Origin of the sequence: Bacteroides sp. D2 (genome assembly GCF_025147085.1) — a bacterium.
In the GTDB taxonomy this organism is placed as follows: Bacteria; Bacteroidota; Bacteroidia; order Bacteroidales; family Bacteroidaceae; genus Bacteroides.
The window spans coordinates 4,106,182-4,126,589 of the sequence record NZ_CP102261.1 but is presented as its reverse complement, the minus strand read 5'-3'; the positions used below and the strand labels follow the sequence as shown (position 1 = coordinate 4,126,589).

12 protein-coding genes are annotated in these 20,408 nt (G+C 40.9%); 1 reads left to right on the top strand and 11 read right to left on the bottom strand.

Annotated features, from left to right (window positions below; genetic code table 11):
- Positions 1–13 precede the first annotated feature (13 nt).
- From NQ505_RS14620 to NQ505_RS14600, 5 genes are read right to left on the bottom strand one after another with little or no spacing between them, the layout of a single operon-like run.
- Entirely contained in the window at positions 14–1,939 is a 1,926-nt protein-coding gene (locus NQ505_RS14620; RefSeq protein ID WP_004306053.1) for a hypothetical protein, read from the bottom strand.
- A gap of 12 nt (positions 1,940–1,951) precedes the next feature.
- Positions 1,952–3,787 carry a DUF5008 domain-containing protein gene (locus tag NQ505_RS14615; protein ID WP_008999085.1) on the bottom strand — a complete coding sequence of 612 codons (1,836 nt, stop codon included), beginning with the start codon at positions 3,785–3,787 and terminating at the stop codon, positions 1,952–1,954.
- A complete protein-coding gene (locus NQ505_RS14610; protein WP_008999084.1) occupies positions 3,780–4,580 on the bottom strand; it encodes a hypothetical protein in 801 nt (266 codons plus the stop codon). Before NQ505_RS14610 ends, NQ505_RS14615 begins: the two co-directional genes overlap by 8 nt.
- A gap of 24 nt (positions 4,581–4,604) precedes the next feature.
- Entirely contained in the window at positions 4,605–6,125 is a 1,521-nt protein-coding gene (locus NQ505_RS14605; RefSeq protein WP_004306048.1) for a RagB/SusD family nutrient uptake outer membrane protein, read from the bottom strand.
- 19 nt (positions 6,126–6,144) lie between these two features.
- Positions 6,145–7,257 carry a TonB-dependent receptor gene (locus NQ505_RS14600; protein ID WP_008999083.1) on the bottom strand — a complete coding sequence of 371 codons (1,113 nt, stop codon included), beginning with the start codon at positions 7,255–7,257 and terminating at the stop codon, positions 6,145–6,147.
- Positions 7,258–7,388: 131 nt separating this feature from the next.
- On the opposite strand from NQ505_RS14600, the gene NQ505_RS14595 reads away from it, so the two are divergent.
- Positions 7,389–8,618, top strand: a complete 1,230-nt coding sequence (locus NQ505_RS14595) for an IS4 family transposase (RefSeq protein ID WP_008997892.1) — start codon at positions 7,389–7,391, stop codon at positions 8,616–8,618.
- 15 nt (positions 8,619–8,633) lie between these two features.
- Here NQ505_RS14595 and NQ505_RS14590 read toward each other — a convergent pair whose 3' ends face one another.
- From NQ505_RS14590 to NQ505_RS14565, 6 genes are all read right to left on the bottom strand, one after another.
- Positions 8,634–10,802 carry a SusC/RagA family TonB-linked outer membrane protein gene (locus NQ505_RS14590; protein WP_009000922.1) on the bottom strand — a complete coding sequence of 723 codons (2,169 nt, stop codon included), beginning with the start codon at positions 10,800–10,802 and terminating at the stop codon, positions 8,634–8,636.
- 19 nt (positions 10,803–10,821) lie between these two features.
- Positions 10,822–11,892, bottom strand: a complete 1,071-nt coding sequence (locus NQ505_RS14585) for a DUF5007 domain-containing protein (RefSeq protein WP_004306045.1) — start codon at positions 11,890–11,892, stop codon at positions 10,822–10,824.
- On the bottom strand, positions 11,882–12,748 hold the full coding sequence (locus NQ505_RS14580; protein WP_009000921.1) for a hypothetical protein: 867 nt from the start codon (positions 12,746–12,748) through the stop codon (positions 11,882–11,884). Before NQ505_RS14580 ends, NQ505_RS14585 begins: the two co-directional genes overlap by 11 nt.
- Before the next feature lie 12 nt (positions 12,749–12,760).
- Positions 12,761–14,374 (bottom strand): RagB/SusD family nutrient uptake outer membrane protein, encoded by a 1,614-nt coding sequence (locus NQ505_RS14575; protein WP_009000920.1) that lies wholly within the window; start codon positions 14,372–14,374, stop codon positions 12,761–12,763.
- A 12-nt stretch (positions 14,375–14,386) separates the two neighbouring features.
- Positions 14,387–17,362 (bottom strand): SusC/RagA family TonB-linked outer membrane protein, encoded by a 2,976-nt coding sequence (locus tag NQ505_RS14570; protein WP_009000919.1) that lies wholly within the window; start codon positions 17,360–17,362, stop codon positions 14,387–14,389.
- A gap of 196 nt (positions 17,363–17,558) precedes the next feature.
- Positions 17,559–20,408 carry a hypothetical protein gene (locus NQ505_RS14565; protein WP_232293055.1) on the bottom strand — a complete coding sequence of 950 codons (2,850 nt, stop codon included), beginning with the start codon at positions 20,406–20,408 and terminating at the stop codon, positions 17,559–17,561.

Sequence of the window (20,408 nt, the reverse complement as noted above, 5' to 3'; positions counted from 1 at the left end):
AATTGTTTCCATTTTAAAATTCTTCATAAGCAAATTTCCATGCTTTGCCCTCCATAGCCCAGTCCCAACGGACATTCTTCCCGAGCCACACAAATATCTGACGCGGAACGTCCACTGTATTGAATGTCTTGACATAAAACGTCTTGTCCGATTCAGGAATGGGATGGATGGCGGGCGATAAACTACTGCCCGATAGCCATACATCAGCAGCACCACGATCAATCACAAAATCATCCGTAGCATCCTCACCATTGTCTTTTGCGTAGTTCTTCAATGTAGGTTCCATCTGATCATCCTCGAGGTCACATGGCCAATATCCTTTCAGATTATCCCAGTATTTATAGGAATCCTTCAATAAATGCAACTGATTTTTACCTGCATACAAGGCGACATCTTCTTTGGGAATAGCGACATCATATATCTGTAAATTTGTAACATAAATGTAATTGCTGAATTGCTGGTTTTTTGTATTTTGTTGTGAATTTTGCGAATCTCTATTTTCCGTTCCTCCTATACGCAATGGCGCATCCGTAGAAGGAAAAGATTTATTCTGGGTATAACCATTAACGATCTCACTATTCTTGTAGCTCAACTGATTATTTAATTCTCCGTCTATATAAATAGTCAACAATGTATTTGCCGGCTTTTTAGGATCAGGGTTCGGCTCCAATGTCAAAGTAAGAACATGCCATTGACTCCAATCCAGATTGTTCTCATCTTTAGTTTGTATGAGCCATCTTTTTCCACCAAATCCGAAACAAATACGTCTATTATTGGTATCCGCATTAAAATGAAAAAACCAGCCATTACCAACTTTGGTTTTTTCGTCCATATTAGAACTCTTAGAAAGAATCACATATTTTCGAGAATTATAGACACTTGAACTTAAAAAAAACTGAATGGTAACAGGTTCTATTTCATTTTTATCATTAAAATAAAATTCACCCATTTCTGTATTTCCTAACCGTGCCGATTCCGCATAACGATTGGGATTCGGATTTCTATAATCATAGGACCAAGCAGGTGTAGAAAAAGAATAAGAAAGGGCCGTATTCCCCGGAGCTGCCTGTATCTGTGAGACCAGACGTTCATTGTACATCAAGGTGAATGTATTGCGCGATACATCCGCATAATGGTCTGCGAACTCCTTTCCTTCTACCATCTGCACGTCTCCTCCATAGTTGGACGTGACAATGATCAACCAGTTCTCATTTTCATAACCGGGACGTTCTTTCAGCGCACTCCACATTTCACCAATGTAATTATCCAATACACCGATAGCATTTACAACCGCCTCTGTAGGGGTGCCGTTCTCATTATAGAACTCTCCACCGGCTGCTTCGCGTACCCCACCAAATTCCGCAACAATTAAATCTGACGTATCAGGCAGTTTTAATTCTTCTAATACTCCGTTTTTTACTGCCTCATCCGTATTCACTTCAGGAGCTGTCATTCCCTTGACCGCAAAAGTTTGCCTGAATTTTTCATCCACCGCATACATACTGACAAGACTATTTTCCTCAACCAGACGTGAAATGAAATTGTCAGTTCCGGCTATCAGGTCATCCTCCGTCTTTATGTCATGCGTAGTGTTGCCTATCATCAAATTGGCCCAACCACGCGCATTCGTCATTTCTCCACCGGCAATGTTGTTACTTCCATCCGCTAACCCATAATCTGTATACAAGGCATGAGCAATCATGGATTTCAGGTTAGGAGCTTTATATGCATTTCGCGCCGCCTGTACTGCTCTACCGGCTGCACCATCCATTACCACCAGCAGCACATGTCCCGATTCATAGTTGGAACCGGATGCCGGATAATCATATCTCAACGAATCTTCCATTACCTCATTGCAGGCAGTCACTAAAAGGAGTAATATCCCCAGAAAACATGTACCGGCAAGATTCGTTATTCTTTTGTAGTTATTTACTTTCATACATTTATTCATTTAAGGTTCATTGTTTGTATTTTCAGCTAAATCTACTTTAAGCATCACGATATTATTCATTCTCTTACCATCAAAAGAACTAAAATCCCCTGTGAGCAAAAGTCCGTTAACATTGTCCGAAGTTAAAGAATACTGCGCGTCATATAATTGACCATAAAATCTTCCGGGTACATTGAAACGCTGTATAGCATCTCCTTTCATATCCAGTATTAAGAATCCCTGTCGTGTGATACCATCATACTTGGTAAATGTTCCGGAAATGACAACATGGGGCATAGCTGTTTCACCATTTGCATTCAAATCTACAATCTTCGCAAAATTCAAAATTCCGCCTTCCAATTCTTTCAGGACAAAACCTGGGTCCGGATTTCCCTCCGCATCCAGAATTACCATTCCTTGCGCCGGCTGTCCGTTGAATGTAGTGAAACTACCGACAAGCACAATACGTTCCTGTTCCATCCCGTTTTCATCTTTAAAAGATGTACAAGTGATTCTATTTATGTCTCCGTTAGCTCCGCCTACAACACTCTGAAATGCATCGTCCACCTGTCCGTTCTTATCAAGTTTCACAATATTCCAGACTGGCTTTCCATCAAAGGAAGTAAATGCTCCGACTATAATGAGAGATTCGTCACTCAACATACAAGCATCTTTTATTTCTCCCGTTGTTCCCGGCAATGATTCTTCCTCATTCTGCAGGCTCCGGCGATATGTCTTATCAAGCTGTCCGATTTCGTCCATTCTCATCACTGAACGCGCCGGAGTTAATATTTCAGCTGCCAACAGTCGCTTATTGGCATCACAAGTGGTATTGTCATAATCTGTCATCCGATGAACCGTGAAATTCCCTATAGCTATTATTTTTCCATCAGAGGTACTGAAAGCGCGGATTATTTTTTCCGACATCATGGTTCCACCAACAAATGCCGGTACAGATATATCATAGGTTTTTCCAGTGTAATCAGAAAATTTCTTGGTTTCTGTCTTTATAGTAAGGTCATTATTCGCCAAAAGAATATTCTTAAATTCAAAGCCCCCCAACGAGGCACTATAAGTCTCGTATTCCCGAAATGCTCCATAAATCAAAGCTCTTGGTGACTCTTTGTCCGCTTTCCAATAATTCATACCATCTACCTCGGGATAATAAAATTCATCCGTATTTTCATCATAAAACGAACCTGTCGCAATTCCACGTCCTATCTTGATTTTATCGGCAGTACCGTATTTTATTAATCCCTTTTCATTATTAATCATGGCAATTCCACCATAGGGTTTAGTTTTCTCCTGCCTAAAATCGCCACATAAATAAAATTCGCTGGTCAATTCTGTATTTCCACACCATGGAACGCAAGAATAAATCAATCCATTATAAGGACCTGTTTTATAATATTCAAAACCCTCATCTATGGATACACTACCCAGTATGCTAAAATAAGGACCATAAAATATCTGATTTTCCAAAACAAGATAAGTGGTTCCTGAACTCACAGCTTCCGGAACTACAATGGTCAATGTAGAATCCGTAGCACTTTCTATCTTACATTTCTCGTCAGATATATAAAAGTCAAAATCAAAAGTACCTTCTTCCGGATGGCAATATTCAGCCAGACCGGATGCCTTAAAAATAACTTTTTCTCTCGGTCCGGCAGACTCCGGAGATGGCTTTTCCGACAATAACTTGACCGCTAAAGGAGCACGACCACCGGCATACGGGTCTTCCTTGATCGAATTTGCTTCATCCTCATTACATCCCGCCAAGGCTAACACACAGACCGCCAGACAGACCATGCTCGCTGCCTTACACAACCAACTATTATAACAATCTATCTTATTCATCGTTCTTCTCTTTTATATACATATCTTTAAATTCTTCTTCCCGGACAACTGTTTTTATGAGACCGCTATTGCCGCCTCCTTTCTTCGGGTAATCAACTCCTGCCTCAAGCGCACGCCATAATAGACCAGATATGGAGAATCCCAGATAATGGTCCAGTCGAAGAACATGTACAATGCCATTTGTCGGTTCGATATTGCAGGACGACACATACGCATACTCCGGATAACCAAAATCCTGATAAGCATACATGACTTGCCTGTATCCTGCATATTTTATACCGCTAGCGTCTCCGTAACATACCCCCATCGTCATCTTGTAACTGCGGTCGTAGGTAAAATTAGTCTGTCCGGGAAACGCACTTACTGCCGCCGTATCTATCTGAGCGATATCATTCAATCTGTACTTTCCTTCCATGACATACATTCCGATAAGATCTTCCCACACAGCCGGTTTCACTTGAGAAAGTTCCGTTATCTTATCCATCCCCTGATAATTGTAAAGATAATAGTTCATTCGTTCCACACTCTTGGCGATGGTAAAATCCGTCGGAGCAAAAAAGGTCACTTCTTCATTGGTCAGGATATCTTCCCATTTAGTCAATTTGATGACTTTTACCAAGTCTTTGAATAAATCGGGGCGCGACTCCAGATATTGCATCACATTCCCGTCAAAATAAGGATTACTCGTTCCGCCGTCTACCAAATAATCGTCGCTATTGCAACTACCAAGTGACAGAGTCGCCAGCAGGAATGCACATATTCCAAAAATTAGTTTTCTACTATTATTTTTCATGATAATATACTATTCTGTTTCAAGTTATTCCCAATATAGATTCTTTGTCATATACGGATTATTATCCAGTGCTTTCTTATAGATAGGCCAGGTCCAGGAACCTTGTTTAAGGTCGGCCTTTTTTTCACGATGCCCGCTTTCATCCGCAAAGACTGCAAAATCAGTATCGCAGATCTTCTGTGTACGCACCAGATCGTAAAAATACTGTCCTTCGCCCATCAATTCACGTACACGCTCCCAATAAATAGAAGCATCCAGATTATCTGCATCTGTAAAATCAGGAGCACCCGCCCGCTGTCTGATGCGGTTAACTTCACGCAAGGCATCGTTACTTTCACCCAGATTGTTCAACGCTTCAGCATAAAGCAAGATAGCGTCAGCCAAACGGAATACAATGTAATTACCGGCATTGGGAATCGTGCTATTTCCGTTAGTATCGGCGTTCAACAATTTTATAATCTCCAATCTTCGTGCAGTACCCACATAATCATCATCATCAAGATATAGATAATTAAACCAGGACTCTTTGCGCATATCAGCAGTCTCCTCCGGATAGAGTTGCTTCAAAAAGACTTCGCTATACTTGAACTCCGGTTCTGTACGATTCCGTATTTTATATACCACTTTTGTACACCACATGTGATCTGTTTTAAATATCTCACCCATAGTGACATTCTGTGCAATCTCAAACAAACCTTCATTGCTTTCTCCTTGAAACACTTCTGACATTTGGCTCATTGACTGCAAGGAATAGATACTACTATCTATCCAAGAATCCGTTTCAGCCAAACGCCTCACCTCATTATAATAAGTTACCGCATTGTTTTCGTCGAAAAATGCCAGCCACATATTCATGTGCATCATTAGTGTCAATACCGCTCCCCGGTTGGCACGTAGGCTGCCACTTCCATTCCGCCACGGTAAAATACCCTTATCAGGGTCATTATCCAATACAGTCTGTAAATCTGCCAAACAAGTTTTCAAAACTACTGTCTTGTCCATTCGTGGCAGTGGAGCAGCTGCATAAGCCTCCGTATAATAGGGTACATCACCAAAAATACGCACCATAAAGAAATAAGCCAGATTACGCAAGAATTTACATTCCGCCCGATAACGTTCCACTTCTACGGCTGACAGTTCCTTCACATTGGCAACCTCCTCAATCATAATATTGGCACTCTGCACTACTTTATACATATTCTGCCAGTTATAGATAGCGCCAAAATCAGAGGAGGTTCCCTCTTCTTTACTATCTTTCTTCGCTTTATAATTTTTCATATCATTCTGAATCAGATAAAGATAGTTATTTGTATTCTGTCCCGTGATTGGAGCACAGCGTACATCACCGGCATAAAGAAAAAATCCATTATCTGTAGTTGCCTTACGCAAATTTTGATAAACACTCAACATAAATGCCTCTGCGTTAGCAGCAGATTCCCAGAATTTATCACCCGGCATCTTATCTTCATCATCGGTATCCAGATTGCATCCGCAAAAAGTGGATGTAAAGATTAACAATAATCCTATTGATATATATTTCAGCATAATTCTCATATTTAAAAGATTATAAACTCAATACCACACCCATTGTCCATGTGCGACTGTTAGGATAGCCACCCGACGTGTCACGTCCCAAACCATTCACACTTTCGGGACTGATACCTGAATAATTGGAGAATGTCCAAATATTGTTGACCGAAGCTTTCAACGTAACCCCTCTTACCCGGAAAAAGTCAAGCCACCGTTTCGGAAAGCGATAAGACAGCGACACTGTATTCAGTTTGAAATAAGAACCTTCTTCCAAAAAGAGAGTCTGTGCTTCTCTGAACGGATCAATCACCTTATTGTGATGATAGTTGTACGGATTGGGATAAATCGCATTGTAACGGTTGTTTTCTGTCCAAAAATTATATTTTTCAATCGGAGATAAAGACGCATCTTTCCTCAAACTTTCAATAGACTTCCGTACCGGATCATCGTATGCTTTAAAAGATTTTGCCAGCACAGAATTAATAATATCGCGTTTAAAGACAAAAGATGTATTTACATGCATCGAAAATTCTTTATAAGAGAGATTGAAGAACAGTCCACCGGTTACCTTTGGACGGGCATTTGCTGCCACTACACGGTCTTTGTCATCAATAACATAATCGCCATTCACATCTACCCAGATAGGATCTCCGGCCTTGAAATATGCTTCATCCGTATTCTTCCCCCCTAACCTTAGGCGCTTGCCTGTAGCCGGATCTACCGGAACGTCTTCGTCTGTGGCATATACACCTTTATTAATATAGAGCAACATCGAAGTAGTATTTCCACCCAAACGATTGGCTACCCATGCGTCACTATTCAAAATCTGACGGGCCTCATTCGGCAACTTGGTAATCACATCTCTGTTTAGTGCAAAGTTCAATCCGATCAACAAATTCCATTTGCTCTGCACTGATAATGGTTTTCCTCGCAAAGATACCTCCAGACCGTAATTGACCAGACTCACTTCCGTACTCCTCACTTTTTCAAATCCTGCATGGTTAGGCAGCTCAATATCACTCAACTGATTATCCACTTGACGGTAATAAGCATCAATATTCGCACTCAAACGGTTGTTGAATATAGACATATCATAACCGAAGTTCCAAGTAGTGGTAGTAACAGGATCCAGATTTATGTTAGGCAATCTTTTATAATCAATCGGAATTATTGCTGTCCGGTAAAACTTATTTCTGATTAAAAATTAGGGCTGATTCCATTTGCAGGAGTCAGCCCTAAATGGTTACTTTAGCTGTTACGACACAAGTTTAAATAACCATGGGTAAAAGTACACATTTTAGCGGACAGCCGCTCTATTGTCAGGTAATAAAATTGCTTGATAAGTCAAAAGTTCTAAATCACAGTCGTTCGAACGGCGGAGAACGGTATGTGAAGCGTTTTGACGGGTGGACGCATCTGGTTGTGATGCTCTATGCTGTAATCATGCGTTTCGACTCCTTGCGTGAGATAACAGCCTCTTTACAGGCAGAGGCACGCAAATTATGTCACCTGGGTATCTCGGTGATGACATCCCGGAGCACTTTGGCGGATGCCAACAAGAGACGTCCGGAATCCGTGTTTGAGTCCATATACCGGGATTTGTACGCCACTTACCGTAATCACCTTTCTTCGGACAGCCGAAGTCACAAAGAGCCCAAATGGATGAAACGGCTGCAGATCATAGATTCCACCACCATCACCTTATTCTCCAACCTGCTTTTCAAAGGCGTAGGGCGGCATCCCAAGACCGGAAAGAAGAAAGGTGGCATAAAAGTTCACACCGTCATTCATGCTAACGAAGGTGTACCTTCCGACATTAGGTTCACCTCTGCGGCTACCAACGACTCATTCATGCTAAAGCCTTCAACCTTGAACAAAGGTGACATAATGGCTATGGACCGTGCCTATATAGACTACCAGAAGTTTGAGCAAATGACCCAAAGAGGAGTTATTTATGTAACCAAGATGAAGAAGGGATTGAAATACAGTGTCTTGAGTGATACTATGTATCAAACTCCTAAGGGGCTTATGGAGGTACGTATACAGCAGGTGACTTTCACCAAACAGCTTAAGAATGGAGAAACTATCAATCACCAGGCATGTGTAATAACGTATGCCGATGAAGAGAAGCACAAGCTCATATCCCTGCTTACCAACGACAGAGAGTCAGACCCTTCTGAAATAATCGCCATTTACCACAAACGATGGGAAATCGAGCTGCTGTTCAAGCAGATGAAGCAAAACTTCCCACTGAAATACTTTTATGGCGAAAGTGCAAATGCCATTAAGATACAAATATGGGTGACCTTGATCGCCAACCTATTACTAATGGTCATGCAGAAAGGGCTGACTCGATCATGGAGCTTCTCGGGACTGGCAACAATGGTCAGGATAACCTTGATGTACTATGTGGACTTTTACAGCCTATTCAATCATCCCGAAAGAGACTGGGAAAGCATCCTGGAAGCCGCATCCGAGTCACCTCATCAGACATCACTTTTCGATTAAGGGCCTTGCGTTAGCCTAAAAAGAAACTCGACCACTGAAAATCAGTAGCCGAGCTATGCATATTATACCTTTGCTAAGTTTTATCGGACAGCAATAAATCGGAATATATGATTCGCCATTGTAAGTGTTTCCCGGATCTATATCATAAGTACCGAACACATCGTAGCGGGTAGCCTTGTATTTGACAACCTGTCCCCACGTCAGACGGAAACTCATATTATCAAGCCAGGTAAACCGGTCCATAAAACTTTCATAGCCGATATTCCAACGGAATCCCAAACTTGGATTTATGTTCCACTTCGTACGAGTGCCATATACGGAACTTAGCTCCGGACTTATTGTAGGGTCGAAAATATATTTGTCTCCACCTGCTTTAAATGAATCTTTAGTTTTAATTTTGAAATTCGGAGCGAACATAAAAGAAAAAGTACTCTGATTCTGACTAACAGTAGCACTACCTTCCGATTTACCATGACCTACCGGACCGATAATGTAATCGTTGGGGAGGCCTGTATATGTGATACTGTTGCCTGTTGATGTCCGTGAATTATAACGGATACCGGTTGTCAGCCCCAGCATGACATATTTTAAATCAAAAGTACGTGAGACATGGGTATCGATATACACTTTCGATTCATTACTATTGTAATTATAAGCAATGGCAGAATACTTGCTGTCGCTCAAGATAGCAGGTGTGAATTTTTCCTGGTCGGTAGAGTTATAGGAGTAATTGAACGTTCCTCTCCATTTGATATCAAATGGCAAGGCATAACCTAAATTCACCGTAGCGGAATAATTGGATTTCACGGTTGAATTCTCGACGCCGAACACCTGCAAAGCCGCTACGGAAGCCGAGTAGAGAGAGGGTGGCGGTAATAGGGAAGAAGCACTGGCACCACTCGCTACACCGGACTGTGAGACTGCATTTCCACTACCTGTACTATTGTCGGTAAATCCGACTTTCATATCGACACCAATTGTGAATTTCGAATTGGGAGATGTATAATTCATGTTTCCTGTAAGGGCATAACGGTTAAAGTCTGTATTCTTCACAATACCTTTCTCTGTATAATAATTACCGTTCACTTTATAGTTGAACAAATTATCACCACCCGAGAAACTTATGTTATGAGACTGATTGTACGTAACCCGATAAAATTGATCTTGCCAGTCCGTATTATTATTAAAATATGGATTTAGACTGTCAGAAACGGCAGGCATGAACATTATATCCTGATATCCGTGATACAATTGGGAGGTATCGTTATTCAATATCTGCCATTTTAGCAGATTCCGCTCCGCATTACCGATTGCCACTTCACGCAGACTGGGCGGAGTGGAGATGGTAAAATTGCCCGAATAAGTCACACGAGGCTTGGGAGAATCTCCTTTTTTAGTTTCGATAAGAATAACTCCATAGGCACCGGCCGAACCATACAATGAAGTAGCGGCAGCATCTTTCAAAATCTGGATATTGGCAATATCTTCTACAGGAATATTAGAGATCGGACTTACCCCTGATCCGGAAATCAATCCCTCGGCATTGTAGTCCTCTACATCTGTCTGCGGAATACCGTCCACCACAAAAAGTGGAGCGGAAGAAGCAAGATCCCACCCGCTATCATTATTCCCTACAAGAGAAATATCCGAAACACCTCGAATATTATATGTACCTGATGCTCCCGGCAAACCATTATTCATCTGGATATCCATACCAGCTACACGCCCTTGTAACAAGTTCATGATGTTAGGTACAGGGGTATCCGCCAGTTCTTTCGCATCGATTACTGTAGCAGATGCAGTCAGGTTAGCTTTGCTGACTCTACGTTGCCCCACAATGACCGTTTCCTGAACTTCGTTGATATTTTCTTCCAGAAAGATACTAATACCGGAAACAGACTTCTTTACTTTATAAATAGTAGGTTTATAAGAGACATAAGTAAATACCAGCTCTGAACCGACAGGAACCTTAATGGAAAATCCTCCTTCCAAATCGGAAGCTGTCCCCCGGATTCTTTTTTGTGTTTTGGCATCCCGGCAGATGATATTCACACCCGGAAAAGTCTCGTTATTCCCGGCTTTGTCATAAACTGTCCCGCTGACTATCACTGCTCCATCCTGCGCCACAGAACCTGTGACCACGAAAAACAATGTAAACAATAGTAAAATATATCGATTTTTCATTTCTATATTACATTTAAGATTAATCTTTAATCTCTCCTAACTGAGGCATTCCTTTAGCAAAATGTATCAACATCTCCCAATGCGCTTCTTTATAGATAGCAAAGTCAAACACAAAATAACCGGTATTCCGATAACCATACTTTGAGAACCAACTTGTAGCAAACTTTACACTGGCCTTCTCCCCTTTTGAATCGGTATATTTTGTCTGTCCGTTAAACAGGGGAAGTGGATAAGCCATATCATACACAACTTCTTTCGGCCCTATCTTCCCTTTCAAGAAACCGGCCTGAAAAAGTCCCCCCCAATTGGTTTCATTGAAACGACGCGGATCAATAACATTCCAAGACGGATCATAGAAGGAAATAGACAAAGAAGTGGCACCATCCTGTTTGTCCTTGTTTTCACGAAAATAGACATGAATATCTTCCGGTTCAATAGTATAAGAGAATGAAGAACTATTCTGTTCATAGCGCATTCTGGATGTTTCCGGTGAAACATATTCGGCAATGGCCAGTCCTGTCTGTGAATCATAAATAGATGGTTCGAAATCTACTTCGCGTTTGGGCATTAGACGCATTCTTTTCACTACTTTATATCCACCGGAATTAGATATATTCATATTGAATACATAACCGGAATCGGGTTGACAACGCAAGATACCGGAATTAGCTTCACCCCACATTACAATCTCACCGCTATTTTTGCGCACATCGAAAAGACGACGATATTCAATTCCTCGCTTAGCATTGATCTCGTCAATGGATTTCTCTGTACCTAAATAGGGTTTCTTCCATACACGTACGGGATAGAATTCTTCTAATTCGGGTGCCGGCGATCCGTCGTTATGCATCATATCCGTAATCTCAAATGTCAACGGCAAAGTGGAATTGGCAACATTACATATATCCGTATAGAATACGATATGTCCCATAACCGGATCGAACGTGGTACGCGTATAAGCAACGTTACGGTCGAAAGCATCTTTTTCATCCGGTAAATATTTATCCACACAACCTGCATTCACCAATAACATAGCGCACAATAAGCCGCTTTTACCTAATTTGTCACATATTTCTCTTCTATTCTTCATGGCCTACATTTCTAAAATAGTGAATAAAATTTCCGAATCCGAACTCATGTTGCGGAAAAAGTACATGAATAACACCATTTTTGGTTTGAACATCCGTCCACATTACCTTAGTAGACTCCCAATAAGTCATATTCAAGGTGTTGCGCATATCGTAAAAAGTAATATCCTGCGGACCGGCACCCATATATCCACTGGCTGGCAATCTCCGGTAACTCAAATTCATTCGATAAGAATACAGACCTTGTATGATTGTTCCTTCGGCTGAGGTCACGCGCGACAATTTCTCGGTGTCATACAAGCCAGCTGTCATATAACGACATAGCATAGTATCCAACGGGGCTTTATACTCATAAATATCGATCTTTGGCTTCTGTGTCTGCGCATCCGTATGTTCTATTTCTTTGCGATAATTCAACAGTTTCTCCAATGTCAATTCACCTGCTGCATACTTCTCGCTTTCCGGAGCATCTGCCGGAATATCTTTCGCATCAATAACTAGATTATTCAATCTCCGATAGTTATTCAACATTTTTAAAGCAAGTCTGATACAAGAGTCAGGAACTGCCATCAAGGTGTATTCCCCCTCTTCATCCTGCAAACAGGTTTTCAGTTCCTGGAACTTCAAGGGAACTGAACTCCCTTCACCGGAACAATCCAATAAATAGAGTAAGGAATCATAAGTGACTCCCAAACTATGATCACCATTCTCCAGATATTCATAAATGGTACCATCATAGTAAGTAATGCCTTGAGATGGTATCTCCGACATATCGGACTCCACCACAGATGTGTCCATACATGATGAAAGCAATAAAGCTCCCCAGCTACAAGCAATAGCCAATAACTTCTTATTCATAGTATCTTGTTTTTAGCGTTTCCAATATTCATTCTGTGTGATAGCGGTATTATGCCGTAATACTTCGCCAGCCACAGGCCAATAAATTCCACCATTATTCACCAGTTCAACCATTGTACGGTCATCACCCACCAAGCGGGCTTCGCGAACACGGTCAAACCAATAGTGTCCTTCTCCCATCAACTCCCTGCGACGTTCCTGAAAGATTTCCTTCAGCAAGTTTTTTACATTACCTTGCAAATCTTTAGCATAAGACAGACTACGCAGATTACGCACTCCACGAAGTGTATTCAAATCAACCAATGCATCTTCCGGACGATTCAGGACTGCCAGTGCTTCTGCATGCATCAACAACATATCTTCTAAACGAGACCAGACGATATATGAACTAAAGACTCCCAAATCATTAGTTTTATCTTCACCGTCACGTACTACTTTCATCTTTGTGAAAAGTGGATACTGATAATTTATGCCGGTAATATAACCGTCAAAATATTGAACAGGATTGGACAATGCATCCACTCCATAACGATTATCAGTCGTGAATTTATTCATGAAGACTTTTTCCAATGTATCTTTAGAAAGATAAATGTCAGGCAATTGTTTTCTGATAATCGGTTCGGCTAATGTCCATGACTCCAAATGTCCGTCAGTTCCGGTTTCATTCACATCTCCTTTATCACTGTTCACATAGCTATAACCAAAAGCAACCAGACGGGTAACACTGAAATCGTTACTGTATTTACTACTAAACATACCTGTCGCGCTGACCAGGTTTTCCGTTGTTGTATAGGGAGTTGTTGTACCATTCTTAATGAAAGATGGTAATTTGTTCAGTATTTGTCCGGAGTAGGCTTCGGCATCAATATAATTACCTTTCCAAGCTGTCACATGAGCCAACATGGCATATACAGAATAACGATTTATAAGTAACCCCCGCCATGTATTTGCATCTCCGTCATAATATTTGTCTGATGAAGATCCGAGTAATTCAGGCAATAGTTGAGAGACTGCTAAAAGTTCTTTTTCAACATAATTCAAAACTATTTCTTTATCGGTACGTGACACTTCCGGAAATGTTCCGTTATCATAAGATTGAGTAATCAAGGGGACATCTCCCCACATCTGTACCATATAAAAGTATGCTAATGCACGCAATGCACGGGCTTGAGACATATCATAAATATAATTTGTCTCTGAATATGCATTATCTTTCTCCAATACTTTTCCTGCATTCTCGATAAACACGCTAGCTGCATTGACTACCTTATAAAAACGGTTCCAGTTAGAAATCTGCCGAATATTATCATACGGTGCATCCAGCCGGTTGTCACGGATGGCTTGTAAATCGTCACGCATACGCACCGTGAAGTCTCCCAAGCGCAAATCACCTGCCGCCCAAAAGCCATTGTTTTCACCCAAAGCGGTACGCATCAAGCCATAGATACCAAACAGAGCGGAACGGGTATCGGTCAACGAATTCCACTGCTGTTCCTGTGTAGAGACATGAAAGAATGCATTGTCATTCTCCAACAAATCGCTGCAAGAAGAATAGAATAAAACAGCTGCCAATGCCAACGGTTTTATCATTCTTTTGAAACACAATATCTGATTCATATATCTCATAAATGTATTAGATTAAAAATTAAATTTAACTCCGAGAATTACTGAACGGGATAACGGCTGTCCATAGCCACGATAATAACCGTCAACATCTATCAGTTCAGGATCATCACCACTAAATCCGGTCAAAGTGAATAAGTTACTGCCTGTGACATATAAATAAATATCAGTCAGTTTTTTCTTACTCATCTCCTTCTTTTTTCCTTCACCCTTGTATGCTTTCTTGCCAAGCGGTAATGTATAACCAAGCGTTAAAGAACGAAGTTTCAAATAAGAAAGCTTCTCCAGAAATAGATCTTGCTCGGCACGATATGGCATCAGGCCGCTCATCTGATTGTAAAGTGGATAGCTGTTCTTGTCGTTGGTAGTCTGCCAGAAAAATATTTCACGCAGACTCTCTAAAGACGGAGTATTCTCCAATGCCAGGAAATTATAACGTTGAGAGGAACGGTAATTGATAGCATCGTGCCCCAACGCAAAGAAAAGGTTGACTCCCAAATCAAAACGTCCAAATTTGAAATTGTTGATGAAGTTTCCGGTGACAGGCGGCAATGTATGTCCTTTCAGTACACGGTCATCATCATTAATTACGTTATCTCCATTCTGGTCCTTCCACTTCGGATCGTTCTTTGCAAACGGAATTGAGCTCATAGAAAGCTTTTTACCGTTCACCTCGGGAACTTCAGCGTCACCAGCATAAACTCCCTCATTTTGATACAACCAGAATTGATCAATAGAATGTCCGACTTTCAACTTACGGTTTCCAACAACTAATTCGTTCAAGTTTTCGGGCAACTGCAACAACTCATTTTTATTATAAGCCAGTGAAAATGATGCATCCCATGAAAATTTACCGGGAGCATTGAAAGGTTTACCCGAAAGCGTGATTTCTACTCCCGAATTGCGGACTTTCATCCCATTGGCATACTTATATTTGTATCCATATTCCTGTTTCACCGGAATGGCCGTTATCAAATCACAGTCCGTATTATTATAGTATTCTATGCTCAAAGATAGACGATTATTAAAGAATACAGAGTTCAACCCTACATTCCATTTGTCCGAATAAGGCCATCCGAGCCCATAACCTACCCAACCGGTATTGTAGGGACGAGCTACCGAAGCGTATCCATAATAGGAAGACATAACCGGTTGCCCGAAACCGGTCAATTCTTCTCCCGTATATTGCGGACCTGCCGCAAACCTATTATTATCCTGATAACGACCTATTCTAGCCCATGATCCACGCAATGACCAGTCAGAAACCCAATCCGTATCAACCAAAAATAAGTTCTTCAGGTTCAGGCCAGCACTAACTGCAGGAGTAAATAACCAACGGCTGTCTTTCTGCACATTGGACGATCCATCTCCACGTAAGACAACTTGTGCATCTAAAAGATTTTTATACTTATAATCAACAGAAAACAAAGTACTCACCATATTATGGGTCATCTTGTCTACATAACGTTTCATATAGAGGAATCCACCACCACTAGTAGTAGGTTTTGTATCGTCTTTACCATCATAACCTTGTGTGTAGTTATAATGTTGCACGCTTTTCATTATAATAGCCTGGGCTCCCAGATTAAAAAAATGTTTATGCCCTAAATTGAATTTATAATCTGCAGACGACTGCCAGATGAGGCGTCGATTGTATCCTGAATAATTGGATACGTAATTGACAGATTCCATCAGATTCATCGGCCAGAACACATGACGCACATTCGTATTGTAATCCAGCAACAAACGGGTGTCTACAAACAAGCCATTCCAGTTATAATTCATAGCCAGGTAACCATTCAACAAATTGTTCAGATTGTCATTCTTCTTATATTCCTCGTAAAGATCAAGATAAGAATGATAGACAGAAGCAACAGGAGAAAGAGGAGTAGTCAAATCCGGCAAATATTCAATCTCCGCATAACGATCGCGAAGATTCCGGTTTCCATTGCGTGACAAACGTGAAGCATTAATCAGACAGGACATCCCTAGTTGATCAATCAACTTCATATTTAATGCAAAACTTGCCGTAAGTTTATCAAAACTTGTTTCATCCGCTACTCCATTACTTCCGGTATAGCCCATCATAAATATATAATTGGCTGAACTTCCTCCACTTCCCATAGAAGCACTAAAGTTATAAAGTGGGGACATGCTATAGTAATCGTCCGCCCACTCCGGTTCTCCAAAAAAATTCATGTCACGAACATCTTTCATCCATGCAGGCATTTTCTCCAGATAGGCAGCACGTTGAGCACCAGTTGCACAATAATCAGCAAACTGCATACGAAAGGCATGCTCATTAGCGGCATTTGTCATCTTCACATTGGATGGAGGAATAGCGACACCACCATTAGCACGAATAAACATATTCTTACCACCATAAAATCCGTCTTTCAGATTGATCAAAATAGCACCATTGGCCGCTAATGGTCCTAACTTAGCCAACTGCGCAGCATCCTTTACAACTTCAATGGAGGCTACATTATCCAGATTCAAACCCGACAGAATGTTAGTAGCTGTACCTATAGGGTTCACTTCTGTTGATTTAACATTATAAACAAAAGCATCATTCATCAACAGCGGAATCCCATTGAGAAAAACAACTGGTTGTGTAGAAGCGACATCTCCTTTTGAAAATATCGGAGTCGATACTCCCCGAAACAACATATTCTGCATACTGCCCGGTTCACCTGTAGTTTCCTGTACATACACTCCAGGTACGGAACCTTTCAAATATTGCTGTACAGATATATAAGGTGAACGCGACAAGTTCCATAAATCCAGCGTGTCTTTCAACTTATAAATTACAGCCTCTTCCATCGACTTACGAATAGAATCTTCCCTTTCCGATAATTGCCCGATATTTTCATCCGGCGAAATACTGTCATTTGAAAAATAGAAAGCTTCACTACTTCGAACTGCTTTCATTTCACTTCCAAATCCCAACAAAGCAACAATAGCAAACGTACGAATTATTGCATTTTTCATCAGCTTTCAGATTTTAAAGATTATAGAAATAATTAATTAACATTTAATTTATTTGAATAAGATATTCATACTGCAAATCACTGCATTTTTTAGTCAAACAAGGTCCTAAATTCATTCAGAAAGGTTCAAAATTGAACCAATCCTCTCATTATTTACTCTGTTCCCAAAAATCATTCAGAAAAGGTATAAAAATCATTCACGGCATCAGGACTTTTACAACATGAATCAATTCTCCATCTTCAGAAATACCCTCTATACAAACAAAATAATTTCCCGGCTGATCGGAAGTGTAGAATGAGAAAGAAGTATTTCCACGTTCATCCGTCACAAGCTTAGGATTCCAATAGAGAGTGGTTCGTAAATCAGGAATCTCATTATCCTTCTTAGCAGCAGTATCATATTTCGGTGAATAAAATTCTACCGGGGCCTGATAACCTAAAGGATAAAAAGTCGTATTCCTATGATTCCTTTGCCGGGTATTCAAATAATATCTTGACCACCATCCCAGACAACGAGAATCGAATCCATCTTTCGTTGTCACATTGAGAACCGCAATTTTTTCACGACTCAATGGAATGCGGCAATAGGCATGACACAAATCATATCCTCTGTCGAGATAAAACTTCTCACTCCATTTCAATGTGCCTCGCAATAATGTATTTGCACGAAAACGATCTACATCTTTCACCAGAACCATACTTTCTATATCACCGGGGGTGATCCAATTCACTAAAATGTCTGGTTTGCAATAGTTATCATCAACAAATAACAATATCCGCTGATCTCCATAATAAATCATATCTTCCACTTGTGAATCACGGGAAGAGACACTTTCTACGGCATCATACTCATCTCCTGACAGCATAGCAGTATCTCTGACGGCCAGTGTCTTATCCGCATTTACTCTTAACTGCGTCTCTTCCGGCTCTTCAGCCAAAGTGGAGATGGTTAACCCTTGATTTTTCAACAATGTACGTATATCTTTGTAACGCACTACTTCCCTGTCAGTAAACATACGATAATCACGACTTCCCCACATTGGAGCTCTTACAATAACATCTTGAAGTAGAAAATGCAGGTTATCCAAACGGGTTATCATCTCCACATCTTCCCTTTGAACACTTCGTACAGAATCATCCTCCAACAGTGTTTGCGGATAAAGTGGCATATCTTTAGAATAATCAGATTCGAAAAGTTCAATAGCTTCAGTACGTTTTGCATTCAATTGCATGGCGTCAATATGAAATCCACTCCCATCGACATAGGCTATGCTGTCAAAACAGAAATATCCATCTTTATCAGTAGAAGTGACCCTTTTGAATCCTTTCAGGTTACCCGTTCCGGCAATTGTAACCAAATGTTCGTTATTTGATTTCGAAAGTAATCCTCCAGCAGCTAGTGTACGCCCCTGAATGGCCATTTCCGTATGCTTTTCTAACACTGGAATTTTATATTTTCCCTGAATAATCGCAGTCAGATCATATCTTCTCCAGCCTTGAGTCAACATCAGTAAATCAAGGCAACTTCGCGCAGAGGTACTTTCTTTTTTGAAATAAAATCCCGGTGACTGAATGTTCCCTTTCAATTCGGAAGCAAGTAACAAATGGGAAAGAATATTATAACAGGAGTCTACAGAGGCGAACTTGCCATCTACTACTGATACAGAGTAAACTCCTTTCAAGGGCCGCTGATTGATATCTTGCAAACTGGCATTTACTGATATTGATTCCCGTTTTTTTGTGATCGGCCCATTAACTGTTAAATCGCATATTGCAGGGGTGTAAGAGTCAGAAAAAGCCAGACGTTCGCTTAATGCTTGTCCATTCTGGTTCAACAACAAGAATTGAACCACTCCTGCAGGAAAATATTGCTTGGGTAGCAAGTATTTTTTTTGTGGTTCTTTCCATTCTTCAGAGAAGATAATGGCTCCACGAACGTGAGCCACCAGATATAGAGGTTCAGAGGGTGACTCCGCAACAGATAGTAATGATACCCTGAAATTATCACGCAGTGCATCGACACGCAAGCCATGTAGAGCTTTGGCATTGACTGGCGGCAACTTAAATTCTCTGTTGCGACCGAATTCATCAGTACATTTCACCAAATATGTTTTACCAATCTCCGGGGTCAACATAAATGTCCCCATTCCTTCATGAAGTGTACGGGTGGAAGTTATAATTTCACCAGCTTCATCTACTACATCCAAAGATATAGTAGCCGCATTCCCTGTCCGCCCCATTGCTTTGAAAGCGACACGACATTCCAGACCATTCAATAAATATCCACCTTCCGGATAAAATGTTACGTCATATTCTTCATTACGGGTAGCCATGGGTAAAAAACGACGGTACACGTTATTTTCCGAATCTCTCACCGATAATAGCCACGATGCATTCCCTTTCCAGTCGTTCTTCCCCCACTCTACATTAAAACCATCTTTCGCCTCGGACAGTTTCAAAGCAATATCCGACTTATCTTTCAAAGACATTTCCGCACGTTGAAGTTGCATCGGCTTACCACCTGTTGTAAAAGACAAGCTTAGTGACTCCGACTTCCCGGCGGGACGGGAAAGAGCTCTCATTCCTACTTTGTTCCACGCAACGGTAACAATTCTTATCGGTCGTCTGAATATACATTCGCTTCCATTCTTTAACATGTATCTCGAATATGCACGTAAAGTATAATCACCGTCAACGAGTTCACGGGACAATGGCAAATACCCCTGATAAATATTTTCGCCCGGACGTACCAATACTTGTGACACTATTGAATCCAGCGGATTAACCAGTTCTACGAATATATATTTATTTTGCAACGGCTTATGTAAAGTAGCATCGACAATATAAGAACGAAACCAGAGCGTATCGCCCGCCATGTAAGTCCCTTTATCCGTATGCAAATAGACTTTCTCCTGTGGAAAAACACCTAATTGATAAACAAAACGATTCATCAGGGAATCCTTATCAAACTTGCCTATCTGTGCATAACAATTTGCGATGCCAGAGACAAATGAAAACAATATCATTAAAATATAAACTTTTTTCAT